Origin of the sequence: Nonomuraea sp. NPDC050202, from assembly GCF_040656115.1 — a bacterium.
In the GTDB taxonomy this organism is placed as follows: domain Bacteria; phylum Actinomycetota; class Actinomycetes; order Streptosporangiales; family Streptosporangiaceae; genus Nonomuraea.
Genome location: NZ_JBFALF010000007.1, coordinates 196,506 through 216,556 on the forward strand (window position 1 = coordinate 196,506; position 20,051 = coordinate 216,556).

Here is a 20,051-nt window from a genome sequence, read left to right on the forward strand (position 1 = left end):
ACCTATGGGCACCGCGTTGATCATCGTCGATGTGCAGAACGACTTCTGCGAGGGCGGCAGCCTGGCCGTGGCCGGGGGCTCGGAGGTGGCCGCGGGGATCACCCGCCACGTGGCCGACCACGGCTACGACCACGTCGTGGCGACCCGCGACTACCACATCTCCCCCGGCACCCACTTCGCCGACGCCCCCGACTACGTCTCCACCTGGCCCGCCCACTGCGTCGCCGGCACGCCCGGAGCCGACTTCCACCCGTCGTTCGACGTGTCGGCGGTGGAGGAGGTCTTCAGCAAGGGGGCGTACGAGGCGGCGTACAGCGGCTTCGAGGGCACGTCCGGCGACGGGGTGCCGCTGGCCGACTGGCTGCGGGAGCGCGGGGTGCGCGAGGTCGACGTGGTGGGCATCGCCACCGACCACTGCGTGCGCGCCACGGCCCTCGACGCGGTCAAGCACGGGCTGGCGGTGCGGGTGCTGCTGGACCTGACGGCCGGCGTCGCCCCGACGACCACGGAGGCGGCGCTGGCGGAGCTGCGCGAGGCAGGCGCCGTCCTTCGGGGAGCGCCTGCCCTGGGCTGAGGGCAGCCGATCACGAAGTGTGCACACTGGGCAACGCTCAGGTCATGTGATATCGAAGAGGGCGAACTCACTCCGAAGGCGGAGTAACACGGAGAGTGACAACTCTTCCCATCAGTGGAGGTTCCTCATGCTGCCCCTCTCCCTCGGCATGGCCTGGCTCCTTCTCGCCCCCCTCTGCCTGTGGCTGCTGATCAGGGGCAGCAACACCGAGCGCGCGGGCGCGATCGTGACGTTAGCCCTGCTGGAGGCCGGGACGATCGCGATGAACGCCCTCCTCCACCCCGCCGTCCCCGTCCAGCCCGCCGCCGCCCACATCCTGCCGGCCCCGCCCGCCCGCACCGCCGGCGGCGCCCCGATGCCCGCCTCCTGTGACGAGCGGGCCCAGGTGCCCCGCACCGCCGAGGCGAAGGCCGGCGGGGAGTTGCTGCTGAGCTGGCCGGCGGCATCGCGCGAGTGCGACCGCGCCGAGGTCACGCTCCTCGCCCGGGACGGAAAGCTGCTCATCTGGCTGCGCACGGTTCAGCGCACCGGGGAGCACGAGGCCCGCGGGGGCGTGCTCACGCTGCCCGTCCGCGTCCAGGACGGCACGGCGTCGCTGAAGGTCCCGTTCCACGGCAAGGCCCGCTACGTCCCGGCGGACGGGCGCAGCGGCCGGCCCATCCCGGGATCAGCCACGTAAGAGGGGACGAGAGGAGTTCAGGGGTGGGCGATGGCCATCCGCAGCGCGTCGTCGAACAGGGCGAACACCTCGAACGCGTGCCGCAATCCGGTGATCGACAAGACCCGGGCCATCACCCCCTGGACCCCGCCGAGCAGCAGCCTCGTATCCCTGGACTCGCACCGCTGCATGATGTCGACGAGTTCGTTCATCCCCATGGAGTCGCAGAACGAGACCTCGCCGAGATCCAGGATCAGGAAGGGTTTGGGCGGCAGCTCCCAGATGCGCTGCAGGTGCTCCCGCAGGATCGGCAGCGCGTCGACGTCGAGCTCGCCCTCGAGCCTGATGATGATGGCGTTTCGAGAGAGGCCGGAAGTGACGGCGAGCGTCGACTTTCCGGTGGCCTCAGACGACATGGGCAAAGTCCTTCTGCATATCCGCAAGACAGCCAAGAGTGGTTGTTGCCACTCCCGTCGAGCTTCTAACAGAAGGCCACTGCTCTGTGTCCAAATGCGCAGAGTCACGCATCGTAATCACCGGCCCGGCGACCGTTTCATACGCTTTGACCTGGGGAAACGCACGTCACCGGGCCTGCGCCGTCATACCGCCCGATAGGTGACCAAGTACGCGAGGGTAAGGACGGCGAGGACGCCGAGCAGGACGCTCGTGCCGCCGACCACCATCACCACATGCGTATGGCGGAACATCTTGCGCATCGCGGCCACCGTCAGTCCGATCAGGACGGTCAGGATGACGAGGGACACCTGTCTGGAGTCGATGGCCGTGAAGATCCCCGCCGCGAATGCGAGGGACAGCGCCTGCATTTTCTTCCTCCTGCCGGCCGCGCCCATGGCCCGATTCCTTGCGTATCAATGGATCGAGCGAGCAAGCGCGTACCTTTTTCCGGGAAATGAAGCTGAATGGGCCCCTCTCTACCCTCATTCACCGAATCCAGGCGAAGTTCAGCGCACGGAATTACGCCCCCGGGCCGGCCGCGCCGGGCCCGGGGGCGTGCTCGCGTTCTCGCTCAGCGGCGCTGCGTGGCCCAGCGGCGGATCGTGGCGATGCGTTCCTGGATCTGCTCCGCCGTCGCCTGGGCGATCGGCGGGCCGCCGCACGCGCGCCGCAGCTCCGAGTGGATCACCCCGTGCGGCTGGCCGGTGCGGTGGTTCCACGCGCCGACCAGGCCGTTGAGCTCGCGCCGCAGCTCCGCGATCTGCTCGTGCGGCGCCAGCTCCTGCTTGGGCGCCTCCACCTGCTGCTTGCGCTTGGCCGCCTGCTGGTCGGACTGCCGCTTGCGCAGCAGCTGGGCCACCTGGTCGGGCTCCAGCAGGCCGGGCAGGCCGATGAAGTCCTCCTCCTCGGCGGAGCCGATCTCCGCGCCGGTGCCGAACTCACCCCCGTCGAACAGCACCCGGTCGAACGTGGCCGAGGTCTCCATCGTCTCGAACGGGAGCTCGTCACCCAGGACGTCTGGATTGTCCTGCTTACGGTTGGCCTGCTCCAGCAGCGAGTCGTCGAGGCCGTCCTCCGGAGGCCGCTTGTTGAGCACGTGGTCGCGCTCGACCTCCATCTCGTTGGCCAGGCCCATGAGCGTGGGCACCGAGGGGAGGAAGACCGAGGCGGTCTCGCCGCGCTTGCGGGCGCGCACGAAGCGGCCCACGGCCTGGGCGAAGAAGAGCGGGGTCGAGGTGGAGGTGGCGTAGACCCCGACGCACAGGCGGGGGATGTCGACGCCTTCCGACACCATGCGCACGGCCACCAGCCAGCGGTCCTCGGACGCCGCGAACTGCTTGATCTTCTTGGACGCGCCGGGATCGTCGGACAGCACCACCGTGGCGCCCTCGCCGGTGATGTTGCGCAGGTGGCGGGCGTAGGCGCGGGCGGTCTCGTGGTCGGTGGCGATGACCAGGCCACCCGCGTCGGGCACGCCCCTGCGTACCTCGGTGAGCCGGCGGTCGGCGGCCTGCATGACCTGGCGGATCCAGTCGCCCTTCGGGTCGAGCGCGGCCCGCCACGCCTGGGAGAGCTGGTCCTTGGTGAGCGGGGTGCCGAGCGTGGCGGCGATCTCGTCGCCGGCCCGCGTGCGCCACTTCATCTCGCCGGAGTAGGCCAGGAAGATGACCGGCCGCACGACGTTGTCGTCGAGCGCCGGGCCGTAGCCGTAGGAGTAGTCGGCGACGCTGCGCTTGAAGCCCTCCGCGTCCTCCTCGTAGGCCACGAACGGGATCGGGTTGTCGTCGGACCTGAACGGCGTGCCGGTGAGCTGGAGGCGGCGCGTGGCGGGCTCGAACGCCTCGCGCACGCCGTCGCCCCACGACTTGGCGTCGCCCGCGTGGTGGATCTCGTCGAAGATGACCAGGGTCTTGCGGTTCTCCGTGCGGGCCCTGTGCAGTGCGGGGTGCATGGCGACCTGCGCGTACGTCACCGCCACCCCGGTGTAGTCGCGTGAGGTGGCGCCCTGGCTGTTCTTGAACTCGGGGTCGATGGCGATGCCCACGCGCCCGGCCGCGTCGGCCCACTGGCGCTTGAGATGCTCGGTGGGCGTCACGATCGTGACGGCCCTGATCACCCCGTTGGCGAGCAGCTCGCTGGCGATGCGCAGGGCGTAGGTCGTCTTGCCCGCGCCCGGCGTCGCCACGGTGAGGAAGTCACGCGGCTCGCGCCTGAAGTAGAGGTCGAACGCCTCCTGCTGCCAGGCGCGCAACTTGGGCGCGGTGCCCCACGCGGCCCGGTCGGGAAAGGAAGGCGAAAGGTGGGACGCGGCGAAGGTGCTCACCGCATCACCTCTGGGGTTCGTGTGCTTCGCTCTCTCACAGTGACCCAAGAGTAATCGGGCCCACCGACAAGACGTGCCGTGAGCCGAGGATTCTGGCCAAGGTCTTCCTCACGTGCTATGCGGCTTATCGGAGGCTCGTCATCACCGCGTCGAGCGCCTGTCTGCGGCTGGTTTCCTCGGGTTGGAGCAGCCCGACCAGCAGGACGGGGCGGGCCTCCCGGGTGAGCAGCATCACTCTGAGGTACGCCGGGCGGTTCACCACGTCCTGGTATTCCGCTCGTAGCGCACGGGTGTGCCCGTCGGGCAGCCGCCGGTCCTCGACGACCGTCACGCGGTCGCCCCTGAGCAGGAGCCTGGAGTACAGCTCCGCCGCCTCCTCCGTGGCCTGCTCGGCGTCCTTCACCGGCCCCGGCACCGGCCTGGCCATCACGAGCCCCCCGTGGCCGTCGCGTACGACCGAGGTGAACCCCGTGACGGGCGGCACCGCGCCCGCGCTCCAGCCCTGCGGCAGCGGCGCCGCCACCCCGGCCAGCGCGTCGCTCAGCGTCCCCGTGTCGCCCGCCGGCGCGGTGAGCCGCAGTGCCACCGCCGCCGCGCCGGCCACCAGCCCCGCGCCGGCCGCCAGCGCCGCCAGCGCGAGTCCCGCGCGCCGCCACAGCCGTCCCCCGCCGGGCTGTCCCCTGCGCGCCCCGGGGTCGCGTGGAGTGCCGTGGAGGCGGGCGGACGGGGGGAGCGCGTCGTCCCACGGATCTTCCTGCCCTCCGGCGGGCCCGAGGTCGCGGGGAGCGGCCCTGCGGATCCGGGGGTTCCACTCGGGCTCGTCGAGCTCCGGCCTCGGCTCCGGCCCCAGGTCCAGCGGATGCGGCCGCCGCCCCCGCGGGATCCGGCCAGGCGGTGCCGGTGGTCCCCAGCCGGGCTCCTCCGCATACGGCCGGCCGCGCCGCCCCCACGCCGGTGGCGGCTCGGGAGGGCGGCCCCAGCCGGGCTCCGCAGCATCCGGCGCCGGATCCCCAGGCGGGCCGGGCGCGGGGGAACGTGCCGGATCCCACGGCGGGTCCGGCGCGGGGGAACGTGCAGGACCTCGCGTCGGGTCCGGCGCCGGGGAACGTGCTGTACCCCGCGTCGGGTCCGGCGCCGGGGAACGTGCTGAACCGCGCGTCGGGTCCTGCTCCGCGTCCGGGATGCTCGCGCCCTCCCGTCGCGGCCCCTCGTCACGGCGCGCGCCCCACGCGGGCTCCGTGTCCTCTGGAGGAGTACGGCGATGCCTGGGCCCCGGCTGAGGGGGCCAGACCCGGTGATCACCCTCCATGGCACCTCCTTGCCCGCTGTCCTATCACTCCTCGCCACGACGATCAGGAGAACCGTGATCGCTGTGACGGGAGGGACGGAATTCAGCGGACGCGGCCGGCGAGCAGGGTCGCGCTCAGCGAGATGACCGCCATGAGGCCGCAGATGACCAGGAACCCGGTGGCGATCTGGGAGGAGGAGTGCCCGATCACGTTCACCAGCGCGCCGCCGATGCCGATCGACAGCGCCGAGCCGAGCTGGTCGGTGACGGAGAGCGCGGCCGAGTTCGCCCCCTGCTCGTTCACCGGCGACTGCCTCATGGCCGTGACGCTGATGGTGGTGAGGCCGAACCCCATCCCGAAGCCCGCCACGATCCACGCGGGCACGGAGATCCATCCCGTCACCCCGGGCACGACGGAGAGCAGGCAGACCAGGATCGCGGCGGTGACGCAGCCGGCGCCGAGCCGGATCCGCGTGTGCGCCTCCCCGGCCCGCCTGCTCTGCAGGAACGATCCCGCCGACCAGCCGAGCGCCCCGGTCGTCAGCGCGATGCCGGCTGACGTGGTGTCGAAGGACTTCACGTGCTGCAACGCCAGCGGGATGTAGGCGTTCACGCCGAAGAAGGCGGCAGAGAAGAGCCCCCGCATGAGGACGGTCGTGGCCAGCCCGCGCCGGAACCGCAGCGCGCCGGGCGGCAGCAGCCGGTACAGGCCGTAGACCAGCAGGGCCAGCCCCACCACGGTCTCCACGCCGGCCTCCCCGGCCTTGACCTGCAGCCGGTCCACGCCGTGCAGCAGCAGCCCCGCCCCGCCGGCCGTCGCGGTGGCGGCCAGCGTCATCTCGACCGGCCTGGAGCGCGGCCCGCTGCCGGGCTGGGCATCGGCGGCCGAGCCCATCCGCAGCGCCGGCACGAGCATCACCAGCGCGGGCACGACCAGCGGCACGATCCCGTAGAAGACGTAACGCCAGCCCCACTGCTCCCCGACGAACCCGGCCACCGACGGCCCCACCATCGCGGGCACCACCCAGGCGGCCGAGACGGCGGCGAACGCCTTGGGCCGCACCTCCATGGCGTACACCCGGGCGATCATCACGTACAGCGCCACGATGGAGGCTCCGCCGCCCAGCCCCTGCACGGCCCGCGCCAGGAGGAACAGCTCGGCGGAGCCGGCCGCGCCGGCCAGCGCCATGCCGATCGCGAAGAGCACCACGCCCGCCAGGAACGGCACCCGGTAGCCGCGGCGGTCCGACCAGAGCCCGGCCACCACGTTCATGAACAGGCTCGCGATGAGGAAGGCGGAGAAGCTGAGCCCGTACAGGTCGAGGGCGTCGAGCTCCTCGGCGATGGCGGGCATGACGACACCGACGGACATGCCCTCGAAGGCGATCAGCGTGACGACCAGCAGGATGCCTAAGGTGGCGGTGCGGTACTCGGGGCCGAGGATTCCCGGGGGCTTGTGGGGAGCGTCGAGTGCCTTTGGTGCTGTCACCTACATATCGTAGACGGGCCCGACATGTCAGGCAGCGGGCGTGTTGCGGTATGCCGCCCACATCTCGTGCATCCGGTCCGCCTGCCCCACCGTGAACTCCCACATGCACCGGTCATGGGCGTAGTCCATGTAGTTGTGCGCGGGGTCCTGGCCCGGTTGCCCGGGGCAGGTGTCCTTGCCCTGCGGGCACGCCTCGGTCGGCCTGGCCTCGGGCGAGGTGTCGTCGATGCCGTCGCCGGGCGCCTGGCAGCCGTTCTCGAAGGTGTGGAACAGGCCGAGCCAGTGGCCGATCTCGTGCACGCCGGTGAAGCCCTTGTTGTAGTCGCTCAGCGCCCCGCCGGGCAGGCTGCGCCAGTCGATCACCACGCCGTCGAGCGCGGGGGCGCCCGCGTACCAGTAGGGGTAGCTGGCGAAGCCCAGCATGAGCTCGCTGAGCTGGGCGATGTAGAGGTTGAGCGTGTCGGCCCCGCCCTGGTGCAGGGTGCTCTTCATGGCTCTCTCATGGCCGACGGGGTCGCTGAACCAGGCCGCCTGCTCCTTGACCGAGATCCCGTCGAGGCGGAAGCGCACGCCGGTGTCCACGCCGCCGAACCTGCCGCCGTACGCGGAGTTGAGCGTGTCGATCTGGGCCTGGACCGCCTGGTCGGAGACCCGGCGGTCGGGGCCGGGCGAGATGACGTGCACCCGCGTGGGCACGGTGATCTCGCTCGGCGGCGTGACCCCGCTCAACCGCTTGCCCAGCTCGGCCATCACCATGGCGACGTCCTGCGGCTTGGGCGAGCGCGGCCCCGGCCCTCCCGGCACCTGCCACGACCCGTGGCCCCGCGTGCGAGCCGCGGGAACGGGCCCGTGCGCGCGGGCGGCAGGGTGCGGTGTCACCGCCTCGCAACCGGCCGCCAGGGCGGCGGGCTGGAGCGGCGGGACGAACCCGGCCGCGAGCAGGCATGCCAACGAGACGGCGGTCACGCGCCGGACCATGTGCGGTCCTCCCACTACGTTACGAGCTGGTCTGGCTACAGACCGTAGCTCCACGCAGGAGGATTACCGCACAGCAACACTCACTGCTTGTCGCCGTCGCCTTCGCCGCCACCCTGGGGCAGACCCTCGTAGATCTCCTTGCACTCCGGGCAGACCGGGTACTTCTTCGGGTCGCGGCTGGGCACCCAGACCTTGCCGCAGAGGGCGCGGATGGGCGTGCCGGTCACCATGCTCTCGGTGATCTTGTGCTTGTCCGCGTAGTGGGCGAACCGCTCGTGATCGCCGTCGCCGTGCGACGTCCGCGGAGTGGTCTCCTGCTCTGGGAGGATCTTCGTGCTCACCCCATTGAGTTTATGCCCGCCCGCGACCGCCCCCCGCAACGCCGTACGGCCCCCGCCCGGATGAGCGGAGGCCGTGCGGGAAGCGCCCTGTCAGCCCATGTGGACCGGCGCGCCCTCGGTCTTCCTGCCGGCCCTGACGAAGAGCGTCAGCGCGGCGGTCAGCACCGCGATGCCGGTGCTCACCAGGAAGGCGAGGTGCATGCCGTCCATGAACGACAGGTGGACGGCGTTGCCGATCTGCTCGGGCAGCCCGGGAGGGGCCTGGCCGAAGGCGGCGGCCTTCTCCAGGAGCATCAGCTGCTCCGGCGGGATCTGCGCCGCGGCGGGGCCGAGGTGGCCCGGCAGCGTGCCGGAGATCTCGGCGGCCATCACGGCGCCCAGGATCGCGGTGCCGAGCGCGCCGCCGACCTGCATGGCCGACTGCTGCAGGCCGCCCGCGACACCGCTCAGCCCGACCGGCGCGTTACCCACGATGATCTCCGTGGCGCCGACGAAGACCGGCGAGAGGCCGAAGGCCAGCAGCACGAATGGGATGCCGCTCTCGATGAACGTGGCGTCGATGCCGAGCCGGGACATGAGGAACATCGCGAGCGCGGTGATCAGCAGACCGGCGGCCATCGTGACCTTCGGCCCGAGCTTGCCGAGCGCCATGCCCGCCAGCGGCGAGGCGACGATCATGCCCGCGCTCATCGGCAGCATGTAGAGGCCGGCCTGCAACGGGGACAGCCCGTGCACGCCCTGGAAGAAGAAGCCCAGGAAGAACATCGCGCCGAACATCGCGAACGCGACCATCATCATCAGGAAGGTGCCGATGGAGATGGACGGGTTCGCGAACAGCGACAGCGGCACCAGCGGCTGCCTGGCCCTGCTCTGCCAGAAGACGAACGCGGCGAGGAGCACCACGAACGCCCCGACGAAGGTCAGCGTCGTGCTGTCGCCCCAGCCCCACTCGGGGGCCTTGATGATCGTCCAGACCAGCGAGAACATCGCGCCGGACAGCAGCACCACGCCGAGCCAGTCGATGCGCGCGAACGTCTGCGAGCGGTTCTCCTTGATCAGCAGCACGCCCATGATCAGGGCGATGACGCCGACGGGCGCGTTGATGAAGAAGACCGACTCCCAGCTCACCTTCTCGACCAGCACGCCACCCACGATCGGGCCGGCGGCGCTGGACAGGCCGATGATCGCGCCCCAGGCCCCCATCGCCTGGTTCAGCTTCTCGCCCGGGAACGCGCCACGCAGCAGCGCCAGCGCGGCAGGCTGGAGCAGCGCGCCGAACAGGCCCTGCAGCACGCGCAGCCCGATCAGCGCGCCGATCGGGGAGACCCCGGGAATGATGGCGGCCAGCTCGGCGCTGAGCCCGATGCCCACAGACGTCAGGGCGAAGCCCGCCACACCGATGAGGAACACCCGCTTGTGCCCGAACAGGTCGCCGAGCTTGCCGGCGGTGATCAGGAAGACCGCGAGCGCGAGCAGGTAACCGCTGGTCACCCACTGCAGGTCGGAAAGTGTCGCCTTCAGGTCGGCCTGGATGACCGGGTTGGCGATGCCGACGACCGTGCCGTCGAGCATCACCATGATCACACCAAGGCTCACCGCCAGCAGCACAAGCCACGGGTTGCCCCCCGTCCCCGGCTTGCCAGGGCCAGACGAGGACGGTGCGGCCACCGCCTTCGTATCAGCCATGAATCCCCCTCAAGTACCCGTATCGCCCCACACCGGGGCATAGATCTCGTAAGCCTCGGGTAATCTACTGTCAGCCTGTGACGTGTGACAAACGACTTTTATTCGTCGTCCTATGACTTATGGCACACTGTGACAGAAAGGTTTCGAGGGAGTGACCGCAGTGGGTCTTCGGGAACGCAAGAAGGAGAAGACGCGCCTGGCAATCCTCGACGCGGCGCTGGACTTGTTCCTCGAACAAGGATACGAGTCGACCACGATCGAGCAGATAGCGGGGGCCGTCGAGATCTCCCCGCGCACCTTCTTCCGCTACTTCACCGGCAAGGACCACCTGGTACTGCTGTTCCACGACCACGCCGAGGACCTCATGCTGGAGGCCCTGGCGGCCCGGCCGCCGGACGAGCCGCCCTTCACCTGCCTGATGCAGGCGAATCGCGCCGTGCTGGCCGACCTCGAGAGCGCGACACCCGAGGACGCTGAGAGATTCCTGAAGCTGCGCCGGCTGCTCGACGAACACCCGCGCCTGGTCGGCCTGTCGGCGGCCAGGGGCGCCCAGACCGAGCGGCACCTGGCCGAGGTGATCGCCGCGCGCAGGGGCGTCGACCCCGACCAGGATCAGCTCACGCACCTGATCGTGGCGTTCGCGATGTCCACCATGCGCGTCGGGTTCGAGTGCCCGCGCAACGACGGCACGATGACGGAGGTCCGGCAGCGGATGGCGGAGAGCATCGCCCTGGCCGAGCGTTCCCTGCGGCCGGGCTGGGACCTGTAGCTAGTTCATCGTGGGGTCGTCGGGGCAGGTCGCCACGAAGGCCAGCTCGCCGCGCTGGCGCCGGAGCACCTGCCGCCACAGCGAGGCCGGGTCGGCGTGGAAGGTGTCGCCGACCTCGGAGTCGACGACGTACCAGGCGCCTTCGGCGATCTCGCTCTCGAGCTGGCCCGACGTCCAGCCCGCGTACCCCGCGAAGATGCGCATCTGCGCGATCTCCCCCTGCAGGATCTCCGGCGGCGCGTCCAGGTCGACCGTGCCCAGCCGGGCCACGGCGTCGGTGCCGGCGTGCAGCCGGCGCCAGCCCAGCGGCTCCTCCCCGCTCGGCACCGCCGCCAGCGCCAGCGCGCTGTCGGTCTGCACGGGCCCGCCCTCGAAGAGCACCGAGGGGCCGGTCACGAGGGGATCCCACACAGGCAGCACCTGCGTCACCGAGATGTCACTGGGCCGGTTGAGCACGACGCCCAGGGTGCCGCCGTCGTGGTCGTGTTCGAGAATCAGCACGACGCTACGCCGGAAGTTGGGGTCGTCGAGAAGTGGCGTCGCCACCAGCAACCCGCCGACGTAGATCGCTTCCGCCATACATCCATCATGAAGTACCTGCAGGGGTGCGCGCTCCCCCAGCGTGCCGATGTTACTTTTCGTGCACGCTTGGGAACTTTAGGTAGCGAAAATCGCGCTTGGGGGATCATATGCGTACCGGTATTCGCCTCATCCTGGCCGCCCTGCCGCTGGGCGCCATCGCGCTGCTCCCCTCCGTCTCCGACGCCCAGTCGCGCGACTGGCCCTGGCCCCGGCACGACGGCGGCGACCCGTTCACGATGACCGTGGACGACGTGGGCTGCCGCTCGGGCAAGGTGGCCGTACGGCTGCACAACCAGACCCGCCAGCTCGCCCGCTTCGACCTGAAGGCCGACGGCACCAGCGTGGCGAGCGGCTCGATCCCGGCCCGCAAGACCATCGTCCGGCACGTGCCGGTGGGCAGGGGCAGCGGCGCCGAGATCGAGGCGTACTCGGTGAGCGACCACGAGCCGGAGACACTGATCGACTCCAGCCACGTCCACAACGACTGCCCCTGGGGCCATCGACGCCACGGCCACCTGCCCTACACGGGCCCGCCCGCCGACCTGATGGGAAAGCTGGCCACGGCGGGCGGCCTCGTGGTGATGGGCGGGATCCTGTGGTGGTACGGCTCGATCTGGCCCCGATCGAGCATGTGACGCCGGCCGCGCAGGTCGCCGCGCAGGTCGCCGCACAGGTCACGCAGGTCGCGCGGGTCGCGCACGGCCAGGCCGGTCCTGCCATGGCCCCTCAGGCTCCGCTTCAGCCTGGCGGGGCCGCCACGACGAACGCGCCGGCCCTGGCGGCGGCCAGCGTGCGGGCCACGGACTGCTCGGCGACCACCCGCGTCACCGGCTCCCTCGTGACCACCAGCCGGTAGTAGAGCGGGGCCGAGACGGCCCTGATCACCTCACCGCCGTCGGTGCCCTCGGGCAGCTCGCCCCGCCGCACGGCCAGGTCCACGACCTTGGCCCACTCCTCGATGCGGCGCAGGTAGAAGGCGCGCAACGCCTGGGCCGCCTGCTCGTCGGAGGTGGCGGCGGCGATGACCGCCTGGAACGTCACCCCGAGCCGCCCGTCGTTGAGCGCGTCGAGCACGGCCAGCGCGTTGGCGCGCAGGTCCTCCTCGACGCTCCCCGTGTCGGCGTGGTCGGAGGACTGGTTGGCCAGCTCGTTCATGAGGTCGGCCACCAGTCCGGGGGTGCTCCCCCAGCGCCGGTAGACGGTGGTCTTGCCGACGCCTGCCCTGGCCGCGACCTGATCCATGGTCAGGCCGTGGAAGCCGCGCTCGACCAGCTCGTCCTGGGTCGCCTCCAGGACGGCCGCGCGCACCCGGGCTGTGCGGCCCCCCGGCCGCACGGTTCCCGCCGAGCGGGAAAGTTGGTCCATCAAGTCTCCTTCTCGCAACAGACATATTAGCGGCACACTTTTCCCGTTAAGGCAGGTGTTCGGCATTGCCGAACTGCGTTAGGGTTCCCGTTGTGGGAGAGACGATTCAATCGGTGGAGCGCGCCGCCGCGATCCTACGGCTGCTCGCCTCCGGTCCACGGCAACTCGGGGTGGCCGAGCTGGCCCGGGCTCTGGGCCTGCCGAAGGGGACGCTGCACGGCATCCTGCGCACCCTGGTCCACGTGGGTTTCGTCGAGCAGGACGCGGCCACGGGCAAGTACCGGCTCGGCGCCACGCTGCTCCATCTGGGCAGCAGCTACCTCGACGTCAACGAGCTGCGCACCCGCGCCATCAACTGGGCCGACGCGCTGGCGGGCCGCAGCAGGGAGAGTGCCTGGATCGGCACCCTGCACGAGGGGCACGTCCTGGTCATCCACCACGTCTTCCGGCCCGACGACAGCATGCAGACGCTGCAGGTGGGCACGTATCTGCCGACGCACGCCAGCGCCCTGGGCAAGGTCCTGCTGGCCCACGACCCGTACGGCGAGGGCACGCCGCCGCTGGAGGCCTGCACCAGGCGCACGATCGTCGACCCGGCAGCCCTGGAGGCGGAGCTCGACCAGGTCAGGGCGCGGGGCTGGGCGGCCGAGATGGAGGAGCTGACGGAGGGCGAGGTGGCCATCGCCGCCCCGATCAAGGACCCGCGCGGCCTCGTGGTGGGCGCCATCGGCATCCGCGGCGCGGTCGAGCGGCTGGCCACGGACGGCCGGCTCAACATGGAGTTCGTCTCCTACGTACGCGACGCCGCCCGGGCCATCACCCGCGACCTCGCCCGATGACACTTGAACAAGCTTCGACGGACCACATACCATTCGTTCGGCATTGTCGAACCATGAGCCTTGCGAGGAGCCCAGTGCCTCGACCGCACTACGTCGCAGCCATCGACCAGGGCACCACGTCCAGCCGGTGCATCGTGTTCGACGAGGCCGGCAACATCATCTCCGTCGCCCAGCGCGAGCACCGCCAGATCTTCCCCAAGCCGGGCTGGGTCGAGCACGACGCGGACGAGATCTGGCAGAACGTGCGGACCGTCCTGACCGAGGCGGTCGGCGGGGCCGGCATCGAGGACACCCAGATCGCCGCCCTCGGCATCACCAACCAGCGCGAGACCACCGTCCTGTGGGACCGCGCCACCGGCCGCCCCGTCTGCCCCACGGTCGTCTGGCAGGACACCCGCACCGACGCGCTCACGCGCGCGCTGGCCGAGCACGAGGGCCTGTTCAAGGACCGGTCCGGGCTGCCGCTGGCCACCTACTTCGCCGGGCCGAAGATCCGCTGGCTGCTCGACGCGTACGGGCTGCGGGAGCGGGCCGAGCGCGGCGAGGTGCTGTTCGGCACGATGGACAGCTGGCTGCTGTGGAACCTCACGGGCCGTCACATCACCGACGTGACCAACGCCAGCCGCACGATGCTGATGAACATCCACACCCTGGCCTGGGACGACGAGCTGCTCGCCGCGATGGGCGTGCCGCGCGCGATGCTGCCGGAGATCCGCCCGTCCGCCGAGGTCTACGGCCACACCGAGGCCGGCGTCCCGGTGGCCTCGGCGCTCGGCGACCAGCAGGCGGCGCTGTTCGGGCAGACCTGCTTCGCGCCGGGCGAGACCAAGAGCACCTACGGCTCGGGCAGCTTCCTGCTGATGAACACCGGCCGGCAGCCGGTCGTCTCCAAGCACGGCCTGCTGACCACCGTCGGCTACCGGATCGGCGACGGGCCCGCCACGTACGCGCTGGAGGGCGCCATCGCGGTCACCGGCTCCCTCGTGCAGTGGCTGCGCGACAACCTGGGCCTGATCTCCAGCGCGGCCGAGATCGAGACGCTGGCCAAGACGGTCGACGACAACGGCGGCTGCTACTTCGTCCCGGCCTTCTCCGGGCTGTTCGCGCCGCACTGGCGCTCGGACGCGCGCGGGGTGATCGCGGGGCTGACCGGGTTCGTGAACAAGGGGCACATCGCGCGGGCCGTGCTGGAGGCCACGGCGTGGCAGACGCGCGAGGTCGTGGACGCCATGAACGCCGACTCGGGGCTCGACCTGACGACCCTGCGGGCCGACGGCGGCATGACCGCCGACAACCTGCTCATGCAGACGCTCGCCGACGTGCTGGCCGTGCCGGTGATCCGGCCCATGGTGGCCGAGACGACCGCGCTCGGCGCCGCGTACGCCGCCGGCCTGGCCACCGGCTACTGGCCGGACCTCGACACCCTGAGCGCCAACTGGCACAAGGCCGCCGAGTGGCGGCCCACGATCGACGAGGCGGCTCGCGAACGCGAGTACCGCAACTGGAAGAAGGCCGTGGCCCGCACCCTGGGCTGGGTCGAGCAGGAGGGATGACAGCGATGACGACCGCGATCGGCACCGACCGGGCGGAGGTCCGGCAGGAGCTGTCCACCACCGCCTACGACCTGCTCGTGATCGGGGGCGGCATCCTCGGCACGTCGGTGACCTGGATGGCCGCCCAGGCGGGACTGCGGGTGGCGATGGTGGACGCCGGCGACTTCGCCGGGGCCACCTCCAGCGCCTCCTCCAAGCTCGTCCACGGCGGCCTGCGCTACCTGCAGACCGGCAACGTCAAGCTGGTGGCGGAGAACCACCGCGAGCGGCGTGCCCTGGCCGCCGACATCGCGCCGCACCTGGTCAAGCCGCTGACCTTCCTGGTCCCGATCTACAAGGGCGGGCCGCACGGGGCCGCCAAGCTGGGCGCGGGCGTGTTCCTGTACTCGGCGCTGTCGGTGTTCGGCGACGGCATGGGCAAGGTGATCACGCCGCATCAGGCGCTGGCCAAGGTGCCCGCGCTGCGTACGGAGGGTCTGCGGGCCGCCGCCGTCTACGGCGACCACCAGATGAACGACAGCCGCGTCGCGGTCATGACCGTGCGGGCGGCCGTGGACGCGGGCGCGACCGTGCTCAACCACGCCGAGGTCGTCGGGCTGCGCAAGACGTCCGGCAGCGTGACGGGCGCCGAGCTGCGCGACAGGCTCGACGGCGCGGAGTTCGGCGTGTCCGCCCGGCTCGTGCTGAACGCCACCGGCCCGTGGGTGGACCACCTGCGGCGGATGGAGGACCCGGACGCCGCGCCGAGCATCCGGCTGTCCAAGGGCGCCCACCTGGTGCTGCGCCGGCACGAGCCGTGGAAGGCGGCGCTGACCACGCCGATCGACAAGTACCGGGTGTCGTTCGCGATCCCGTGGGAGGACCACCTGCTGCTGGGCACCACGGACGAGCCGTACGAGGGCGATCCCGGCGCCGTGAGCCCGACCGACGCGGACCTCGCGCAGATCCTCGACGAGGCGGGCCACTCCGTACGCGACGAGCAGCTCCGGCGCGAGGACATCACCTACGCCTTCGCCGGCCTGCGCGTGCTGCCCGGCGGCCCCGGGCAGGTGACGGCGGCCAAGCGCGAGACGGTGCTGAGCCGCGGCTCGGGCGGCATGTTGTCGGTGGCCGGCGGGAAGTGGACGACCTACCGGCACATCGGCAAGCACGTGCTCGACATCCTCGCCCACCTGCCGGGGCGGCCCCTGGGCGACGACCTGGCCGACATCCTGCCGGCCGTACCCCTGCCCGGCCTGGCCAGCCCCGACGCGGTCGCCATGCGGCTGTGGACCGACCGCGACCCGGGCACGCGCATGGACCCCCTGGTGGCCAGGCACCTGGCCACGCACTACGGGTCGATCGCGTTCGAGCTGGCCCGGCTCATCAGGGAGGACCCCGCGCTCGGCGAGCGCATCCACCCCGGCGGGCCGGACATCTGGGCCCAGGCGGTCTACGCCCGCGACCACGAGTGGGCGGCCACGGTGGACGACGTCGTACGCCGGCGCACCACGCTCACCGTGCGCGGCCTCGACACGCAGGACGTGCGCACCAGGATCGCGGCGCTGCTGGCCTGACTCGCGTGGGGAGGTGGCCAGGCGCTCAGCCTGGGCAGGGGGTGGGCATGCGCACTCCCATCAACGAAGCCCTGCTCAGGCACTTCACGGACCTGCGCGACGGCGACCACGGCAACGCCGTCACGCGGGAGGACAAGGAACGCGTGTTCGCCAGGGCCGTCGAGCTCCTCGACCCCGTGGCGCGCCGGGCGCTCGACGAGGCCAACGCCGACCTGCTGCTCGGCACCGGGGAGGTGGTGGCCAGCGGGGTCACCCGGTCGCGCGAGGGCGGCCTGAACGCGATGTGGTCGCTCACGTGGCCGCAGCAGCGCGAGAGCGGCGTCCAGCCGATCGCGGTGGTGGCCCACTTCGGCTGCGACTTCCACCATCCGCACCTGCGCGGCAACACGGTCGGCGACTGGCCGCTGAACGTCTTCGACGAGTCGGACGCGGCCGGGCAGCTCGACACGCTGCGGGTGATCGCGGCCGGCGACGCGCACAACCTGGTCTTCCAGGAGAGCTACCGCCTGATGCCCGCGATCACCGCGTCGAACGTCACGTCGTAGGCGCCGCATGACAGGTGGGCGGCCCCGCGCCGTTCACCCGCGATACCCCTCGGCCCGCTCCGGGGCGTGCAGCCCGGGCGGCAGGTCGCCGGCGAGGTCCAGGCCGGCCATCCGGGGCGTGATCCTCCTCTGCGCGGAGGCGGCGGAGCCGGACGTCATCCTCCGTCTCCCGGGCGCGGGATACCTGGCGTAGGGCACGGCCGAGGAGTTCGCGAGGTCGCGCAGGGACTTTCTGTCCTCGATGGAGACCCACGAGTAGCCGCTGCGCACGAGGCCGTCATCGCGCCACTGCCGGAGGATCCGCCCGATGGAGGTCTCGCTGGCCCCGACCCACGCCGCCAGATCCGCTTGTGACAGCGGCGGCGCGAGAACGTTGCGGTTGGCCACGGGCCGCTCGCCGAACCGGTGAAGCAGGCTCAGCAGCAGACGTGAAAGGCGTACGTCTATCTTGAGCCGCCGCACGGCCTGCAACTGCCTGGCGAAGTGCAGTTGCTCGGCCTGTATCGTCCTGATGAGATTCTGGATATGAGGCAGATCCCCGAGAACGATCGGGATCATCTCCTGGGCGACCTCGAGAATTCTGCCCCGCGCGAGCACGGCTCCATGAATGTCGGCCATTTCACCGAGCCATTGAGGGCCCGCCGGATCGGTCGGGTGCAGGGCGCTGACGAGATCGCCCGGCGCGGCCAGGTCGATGATGCTGCGGCTGGCGCGTGCGCTTCCCGCCTGAAGCCGGATCCAGGCGCCTGCCGTGACGACGGTGATGCCGGGTTCGTCACGCACCGGTACGGCCTCGCCGGCTTCGACGGAGCGCTCGGTTCCTACGCGCGTGAGCGCGTCCCGCTCGAGTTTCGGCAGGTGCCGCCAGAAGTTGACCTGGCCCGCACGCTGGGGAGGAAGGCGATCCATGGACATGGCCTAGGAGCCGTAGAGGGCGTACAGGATCGCCGGGATGGCGCCGAGCGCGACGGCGAGCGCGAGCAGCGCGCGCACCACGGCACCTGGAGCCGCTTTCGCCAGACGTACGGCGGCATGGCCGATGACGCCCATGAGGGCTGCGGCCACGAGAGCACCGATGACAATGGTAAATTGATCTCGCATTTGTCCTCCATTTCGCCTCTTTGCCGAGCATGTTTCATTTTTTCTGGACTTGGTAGCGAGCCCGCACAGGAAGACCTTAAGGCCAGGGCGGGATTCACGCCAGAAATCAGTCGTTTGCGACAGGACGGTCCCGAAATATCAACCCCGACCAGCCGGAAGGCGCGGCAAATCCGCCATGGCACAGAATCACCGGAGGAGAAAATTCATCCACCCGGAGAAAACGAACTTCCGCCCAGAGGGTGTTTCTTACCACTCGGGAACGAGTCTTCCCTCCCCGATTCGACCCTCGTCCCGGGTCGCGCCGCCGATGGGGTTCGATGGGAGTGCTGATGCTCCAGCCTCTTTGCCGAGCATGTTGAGCCGTCAGCTCGCGGGAGGTGAGAGCGCCGGGGGTGGTAGCCCGGGCTCTCACCTCCCCGTCCGGCGGCGGAACACCCCAAAACCACAGCAGGCCCCCGCCGGAGGTGTTCCGGCGGGGGCCTGCTGCTCTGCTGCCCTGAGGGCTCTACGCCTCGGTGAACCCGCGCGCCCGGCCACCGGCGGACTCGCGGACCGCCGCCGCCACGGCGGTGGCCACATCCGGGTGGAAGACGCTCGGGATGATGTAGTTCGGGCCCAGCTCCTCGGGCGTGACCACGGCGGCCAGGGCGTTCGCGGCGGCCAGCAGCATCTCCTGCGTCACCCCGCTCGCCTGCGCGTCGAGCAGCCCCCGGAACACGCCGGGGAAGGCCAGCACGTTGTTGATCTGGTTCGGGTAGTCGGAGCGGCCCGTGGCGACCACGGCGGCGTGCTCGCGGGCGTCGTCGGGCGACACCTCGGGCTCCGGGTTGGCCAGCGCGAACACCACCGCGTCCGTGGCCATCGTGGCGATGTCGTCGCCGGTCAGGATGCCCGGGGCGGAGACCCCCACGAACACGTCGGCGCCCTTGACCGCCCCGCGCAGGTCGCCGGAGTAACCCTCGGCGTTGGTGTGGTCGGCGATCCAGCGCAGCGACTCGTCGAGGTCGTCGCGGCCCTTGTGCACGGCGCCGAGGTAGTCGCAGACGACGACGTTGCGGGCGCCGGCGGCCAGCAGCAGCCGCAGCACGGCGTTGCCCGCCGCGCCCGCGCCCGCCATGGTGATCTTGACGTTCTCGATGTTCTTGTTCACCACGCGCAGCGCGTTGGTGAGCGCGGCCAGCACGCAGATCGCCGTGCCGTGCTGGTCGTCGTGGAAGACCGGGATGTCGAGCAGCTCGCGCAGCCGCCGCTCCACCTCGAAGCAGCGCGGCGCGCCGATGTCCTCCAGGTTGATCCCGCCGAAGCCGGGCGCGATCACCTGCACGGTACGGACGATCTCGTCGACGTCCTGCGTGTCGAGGCAGATCGGCCACGCGTCGATGCCGGCGAAACGCTTGAACAGCGCCGCCTTGCCCTCCATGACCGGCAGCGCCGCCTCCGGCCCGATGTTGCCCAGCCCCAGGACGGCCGAGCCGTCGGTGACCACGGCCACGGTGTTGCGCTTGATGGTCAGGCGCCGCGCGTCCTCCTTGTTGCGGGCGATCGCCATCGACACGCGCGCCACGCCCGGCGTGTACGCCATGGACAGCTCGTCGCGGTTGCGCAGCGGCACCTTGGACTTCATCTCGATCTTGCCGCCGAGATGCATGAGGAACGTGCGGTCGGACACCTTGTGGATGACGACGCCCTCGACGGCCTCGAGCTGGTCGACGATGGCCTGGGCGTGGTCGGTGTCCCTGGCCGCGCAGGTGACGTCGATGCGGAGCTTCTCGTGCCCCGCGTTGGTGACGTCTAGGGCGGTCACGACGCCCCCTGCCGACTCTACGGCGTGGGTGAGCTGGCTGACGGCCTTGCCGCCGGCCGGCACCTCGAGACGCACGGTGATGGAGTACGACACACTCGGGACGGTCGCCACGTCAATCGCTCCTTCGGGACTGACCAAGAATGC

Annotated in this window: 21 protein-coding genes; 8 read left to right on the forward strand and 13 right to left on the reverse strand. The window is 70.9% G+C overall.

Going from position 1 to position 20,051, the window contains the following annotated elements; all coding sequences use genetic code 11:
- Positions 1 to 4 precede the first annotated feature (4 nt).
- Both AB0I79_RS21970 and AB0I79_RS21975 read left to right on the forward strand, forming a co-directional pair.
- The gene (locus tag AB0I79_RS21970) at positions 5 to 574 is read left to right on the forward strand and encodes a nicotinamidase (protein WP_357875665.1); all 570 of its coding nucleotides are present in this window, start codon (positions 5 to 7) and stop codon (positions 572 to 574) included.
- A 127-nt stretch (positions 575 to 701) separates the two neighbouring features.
- Entirely contained in the window at positions 702 to 1,253 is a 552-nt protein-coding gene (locus AB0I79_RS21975) for a hypothetical protein (RefSeq protein ID WP_357875667.1), read from the forward strand.
- Positions 1,254 to 1,270: 17 nt separating this feature from the next.
- Here AB0I79_RS21975 and AB0I79_RS21980 read toward each other — a convergent pair whose 3' ends face one another.
- The 8 genes from AB0I79_RS21980 to AB0I79_RS22015 form a co-directional block, all read right to left on the reverse strand.
- On the reverse strand, positions 1,271 to 1,648 hold the full coding sequence (locus AB0I79_RS21980) for an STAS domain-containing protein (RefSeq protein WP_357875669.1): 378 nt from the start codon (positions 1,646 to 1,648) through the stop codon (positions 1,271 to 1,273).
- Positions 1,649 to 1,831: 183 nt separating this feature from the next.
- A complete protein-coding gene (locus AB0I79_RS21985; RefSeq protein WP_357875671.1) occupies positions 1,832 to 2,083 on the reverse strand; it encodes a hypothetical protein in 252 nt (83 codons plus the stop codon).
- A 176-nt stretch (positions 2,084 to 2,259) separates the two neighbouring features.
- Positions 2,260 to 4,011 (reverse strand): DEAD/DEAH box helicase, encoded by a 1,752-nt coding sequence (locus AB0I79_RS21990; RefSeq protein WP_357875673.1) that lies wholly within the window; start codon positions 4,009 to 4,011, stop codon positions 2,260 to 2,262.
- A 124-nt stretch (positions 4,012 to 4,135) separates the two neighbouring features.
- Positions 4,136 to 5,320: a hypothetical protein gene (locus tag AB0I79_RS21995; RefSeq protein WP_357875675.1), complete on the reverse strand. Its 1,185-nt coding sequence runs from the start codon at positions 5,318 to 5,320 to the stop codon at positions 4,136 to 4,138.
- Between the two features lie 82 nt (positions 5,321 to 5,402).
- Positions 5,403 to 6,788, reverse strand: a complete 1,386-nt coding sequence (locus AB0I79_RS22000) for an MFS transporter (protein WP_357875677.1) — start codon at positions 6,786 to 6,788, stop codon at positions 5,403 to 5,405.
- 27 nt (positions 6,789 to 6,815) lie between these two features.
- A complete protein-coding gene (locus AB0I79_RS22005) occupies positions 6,816 to 7,766 on the reverse strand; it encodes a zinc metalloprotease (RefSeq protein ID WP_357875679.1) in 951 nt (316 codons plus the stop codon).
- A gap of 80 nt (positions 7,767 to 7,846) precedes the next feature.
- Complete coding sequence (locus AB0I79_RS22010; RefSeq protein ID WP_357875681.1) at positions 7,847 to 8,107, reverse strand: DUF3039 domain-containing protein; 261 nt, start codon at positions 8,105 to 8,107, stop codon at positions 7,847 to 7,849.
- A gap of 90 nt (positions 8,108 to 8,197) precedes the next feature.
- Positions 8,198 to 9,793 (reverse strand): MFS transporter, encoded by a 1,596-nt coding sequence (locus tag AB0I79_RS22015; RefSeq protein ID WP_357875682.1) that lies wholly within the window; start codon positions 9,791 to 9,793, stop codon positions 8,198 to 8,200.
- 160 nt (positions 9,794 to 9,953) lie between these two features.
- Here AB0I79_RS22015 and AB0I79_RS22020 point away from each other — a divergent pair, with 160 nt between their 5' ends.
- Positions 9,954 to 10,562, forward strand: coding sequence for a TetR family transcriptional regulator (locus AB0I79_RS22020; protein WP_357875684.1), 609 nt, complete (start codon positions 9,954 to 9,956; stop codon positions 10,560 to 10,562).
- Here the strand turns inward: AB0I79_RS22020 and AB0I79_RS22025 are convergent, their stop codons facing one another.
- Entirely contained in the window at positions 10,563 to 11,141 is a 579-nt protein-coding gene (locus AB0I79_RS22025) for a YqgE/AlgH family protein (RefSeq protein WP_357875686.1), read from the reverse strand.
- A gap of 110 nt (positions 11,142 to 11,251) precedes the next feature.
- Between AB0I79_RS22025 and AB0I79_RS22030 the strand changes: the two genes are divergently transcribed.
- Positions 11,252 to 11,779, forward strand: coding sequence for a hypothetical protein (locus AB0I79_RS22030; RefSeq protein WP_357875688.1), 528 nt, complete (start codon positions 11,252 to 11,254; stop codon positions 11,777 to 11,779).
- Between the two features lie 103 nt (positions 11,780 to 11,882).
- Here AB0I79_RS22030 and AB0I79_RS22035 read toward each other — a convergent pair whose 3' ends face one another.
- A complete protein-coding gene (locus AB0I79_RS22035) occupies positions 11,883 to 12,509 on the reverse strand; it encodes a TetR/AcrR family transcriptional regulator (RefSeq protein ID WP_357875690.1) in 627 nt (208 codons plus the stop codon).
- A gap of 92 nt (positions 12,510 to 12,601) precedes the next feature.
- Here AB0I79_RS22035 and AB0I79_RS22040 point away from each other — a divergent pair, with 92 nt between their 5' ends.
- From AB0I79_RS22040 to AB0I79_RS22055, 4 genes are all read left to right on the forward strand, one after another.
- The gene (locus AB0I79_RS22040; protein ID WP_357875692.1) at positions 12,602 to 13,348 is read left to right on the forward strand and encodes an IclR family transcriptional regulator; all 747 of its coding nucleotides are present in this window, start codon (positions 12,602 to 12,604) and stop codon (positions 13,346 to 13,348) included.
- A 74-nt stretch (positions 13,349 to 13,422) separates the two neighbouring features.
- Positions 13,423 to 14,901, forward strand: coding sequence for a glycerol kinase GlpK (gene glpK, locus AB0I79_RS22045; RefSeq protein WP_357875694.1), 1,479 nt, complete (start codon positions 13,423 to 13,425; stop codon positions 14,899 to 14,901).
- 5 nt (positions 14,902 to 14,906) lie between these two features.
- Positions 14,907 to 16,457, forward strand: a complete 1,551-nt coding sequence (locus tag AB0I79_RS22050) for a glycerol-3-phosphate dehydrogenase/oxidase (RefSeq protein WP_357875696.1) — start codon at positions 14,907 to 14,909, stop codon at positions 16,455 to 16,457.
- Positions 16,458 to 16,504: 47 nt separating this feature from the next.
- Positions 16,505 to 17,002 (forward strand): hypothetical protein, encoded by a 498-nt coding sequence (locus AB0I79_RS22055; protein WP_357875698.1) that lies wholly within the window; start codon positions 16,505 to 16,507, stop codon positions 17,000 to 17,002.
- 33 nt (positions 17,003 to 17,035) lie between these two features.
- Here the strand turns inward: AB0I79_RS22055 and AB0I79_RS22060 are convergent, their stop codons facing one another.
- The 3 genes from AB0I79_RS22060 to AB0I79_RS22070 all read right to left on the reverse strand — a co-directional run bounded on the left by AB0I79_RS22060 (position 17,036) and on the right by AB0I79_RS22070 (position 20,018).
- Positions 17,036 to 17,917 carry a Crp/Fnr family transcriptional regulator gene (locus AB0I79_RS22060; RefSeq protein ID WP_357875700.1) on the reverse strand — a complete coding sequence of 294 codons (882 nt, stop codon included), beginning with the start codon at positions 17,915 to 17,917 and terminating at the stop codon, positions 17,036 to 17,038.
- A gap of 3 nt (positions 17,918 to 17,920) precedes the next feature.
- On the reverse strand, positions 17,921 to 18,103 hold the full coding sequence (locus tag AB0I79_RS22065) for a hypothetical protein (RefSeq protein WP_357875702.1): 183 nt from the start codon (positions 18,101 to 18,103) through the stop codon (positions 17,921 to 17,923).
- Positions 18,104 to 18,608: 505 nt separating this feature from the next.
- Complete coding sequence (locus AB0I79_RS22070; protein ID WP_357875704.1) at positions 18,609 to 20,018, reverse strand: NAD-dependent malic enzyme; 1,410 nt, start codon at positions 20,016 to 20,018, stop codon at positions 18,609 to 18,611.
- Between the last annotated feature and the right edge of the window lie 33 nt (positions 20,019 to 20,051).

Bases quoted from the DNA above. Each gene is read 5' to 3' on its own strand.
- AB0I79_RS21970 (WP_357875665.1), top strand. From the start codon at position 5: ATGGGCACCGCGTTGATCATCGTCGATGTGCAGAACGACTTCTGCGAG.
- AB0I79_RS21975 (WP_357875667.1), top strand. From the start codon at position 702: ATGCTGCCCCTCTCCCTCGGCATGGCCTGGCTCCTTCTCGCCCCCCTC.
- AB0I79_RS21980 (WP_357875669.1), bottom strand. From the start codon at position 1,648: ATGTCGTCTGAGGCCACCGGAAAGTCGACGCTCGCCGTCACTTCCGGC.
- AB0I79_RS21985 (WP_357875671.1), bottom strand. From the start codon at position 2,083: ATGGGCGCGGCCGGCAGGAGGAAGAAAATGCAGGCGCTGTCCCTCGCA.
- AB0I79_RS21995 (WP_357875675.1), bottom strand. From the start codon at position 5,320: ATGGAGGGTGATCACCGGGTCTGGCCCCCTCAGCCGGGGCCCAGGCAT.
- AB0I79_RS22005 (WP_357875679.1), bottom strand. From the start codon at position 7,766: ATGGTCCGGCGCGTGACCGCCGTCTCGTTGGCATGCCTGCTCGCGGCC.
- AB0I79_RS22015 (WP_357875682.1), bottom strand. From the start codon at position 9,793: ATGGCTGATACGAAGGCGGTGGCCGCACCGTCCTCGTCTGGCCCTGGC.
- AB0I79_RS22025 (WP_357875686.1), bottom strand. From the start codon at position 11,141: ATGGCGGAAGCGATCTACGTCGGCGGGTTGCTGGTGGCGACGCCACTT.
- AB0I79_RS22030 (WP_357875688.1), top strand. From the start codon at position 11,252: ATGCGTACCGGTATTCGCCTCATCCTGGCCGCCCTGCCGCTGGGCGCC.
- AB0I79_RS22035 (WP_357875690.1), bottom strand. From the start codon at position 12,509: ATGGACCAACTTTCCCGCTCGGCGGGAACCGTGCGGCCGGGGGGCCGC.
- AB0I79_RS22050 (WP_357875696.1), top strand. From the start codon at position 14,907: ATGACGACCGCGATCGGCACCGACCGGGCGGAGGTCCGGCAGGAGCTG.
- AB0I79_RS22055 (WP_357875698.1), top strand. From the start codon at position 16,505: ATGCGCACTCCCATCAACGAAGCCCTGCTCAGGCACTTCACGGACCTG.
- AB0I79_RS22060 (WP_357875700.1), bottom strand. From the start codon at position 17,917: ATGTCCATGGATCGCCTTCCTCCCCAGCGTGCGGGCCAGGTCAACTTC.
- AB0I79_RS22065 (WP_357875702.1), bottom strand. From the start codon at position 18,103: ATGCGAGATCAATTTACCATTGTCATCGGTGCTCTCGTGGCCGCAGCC.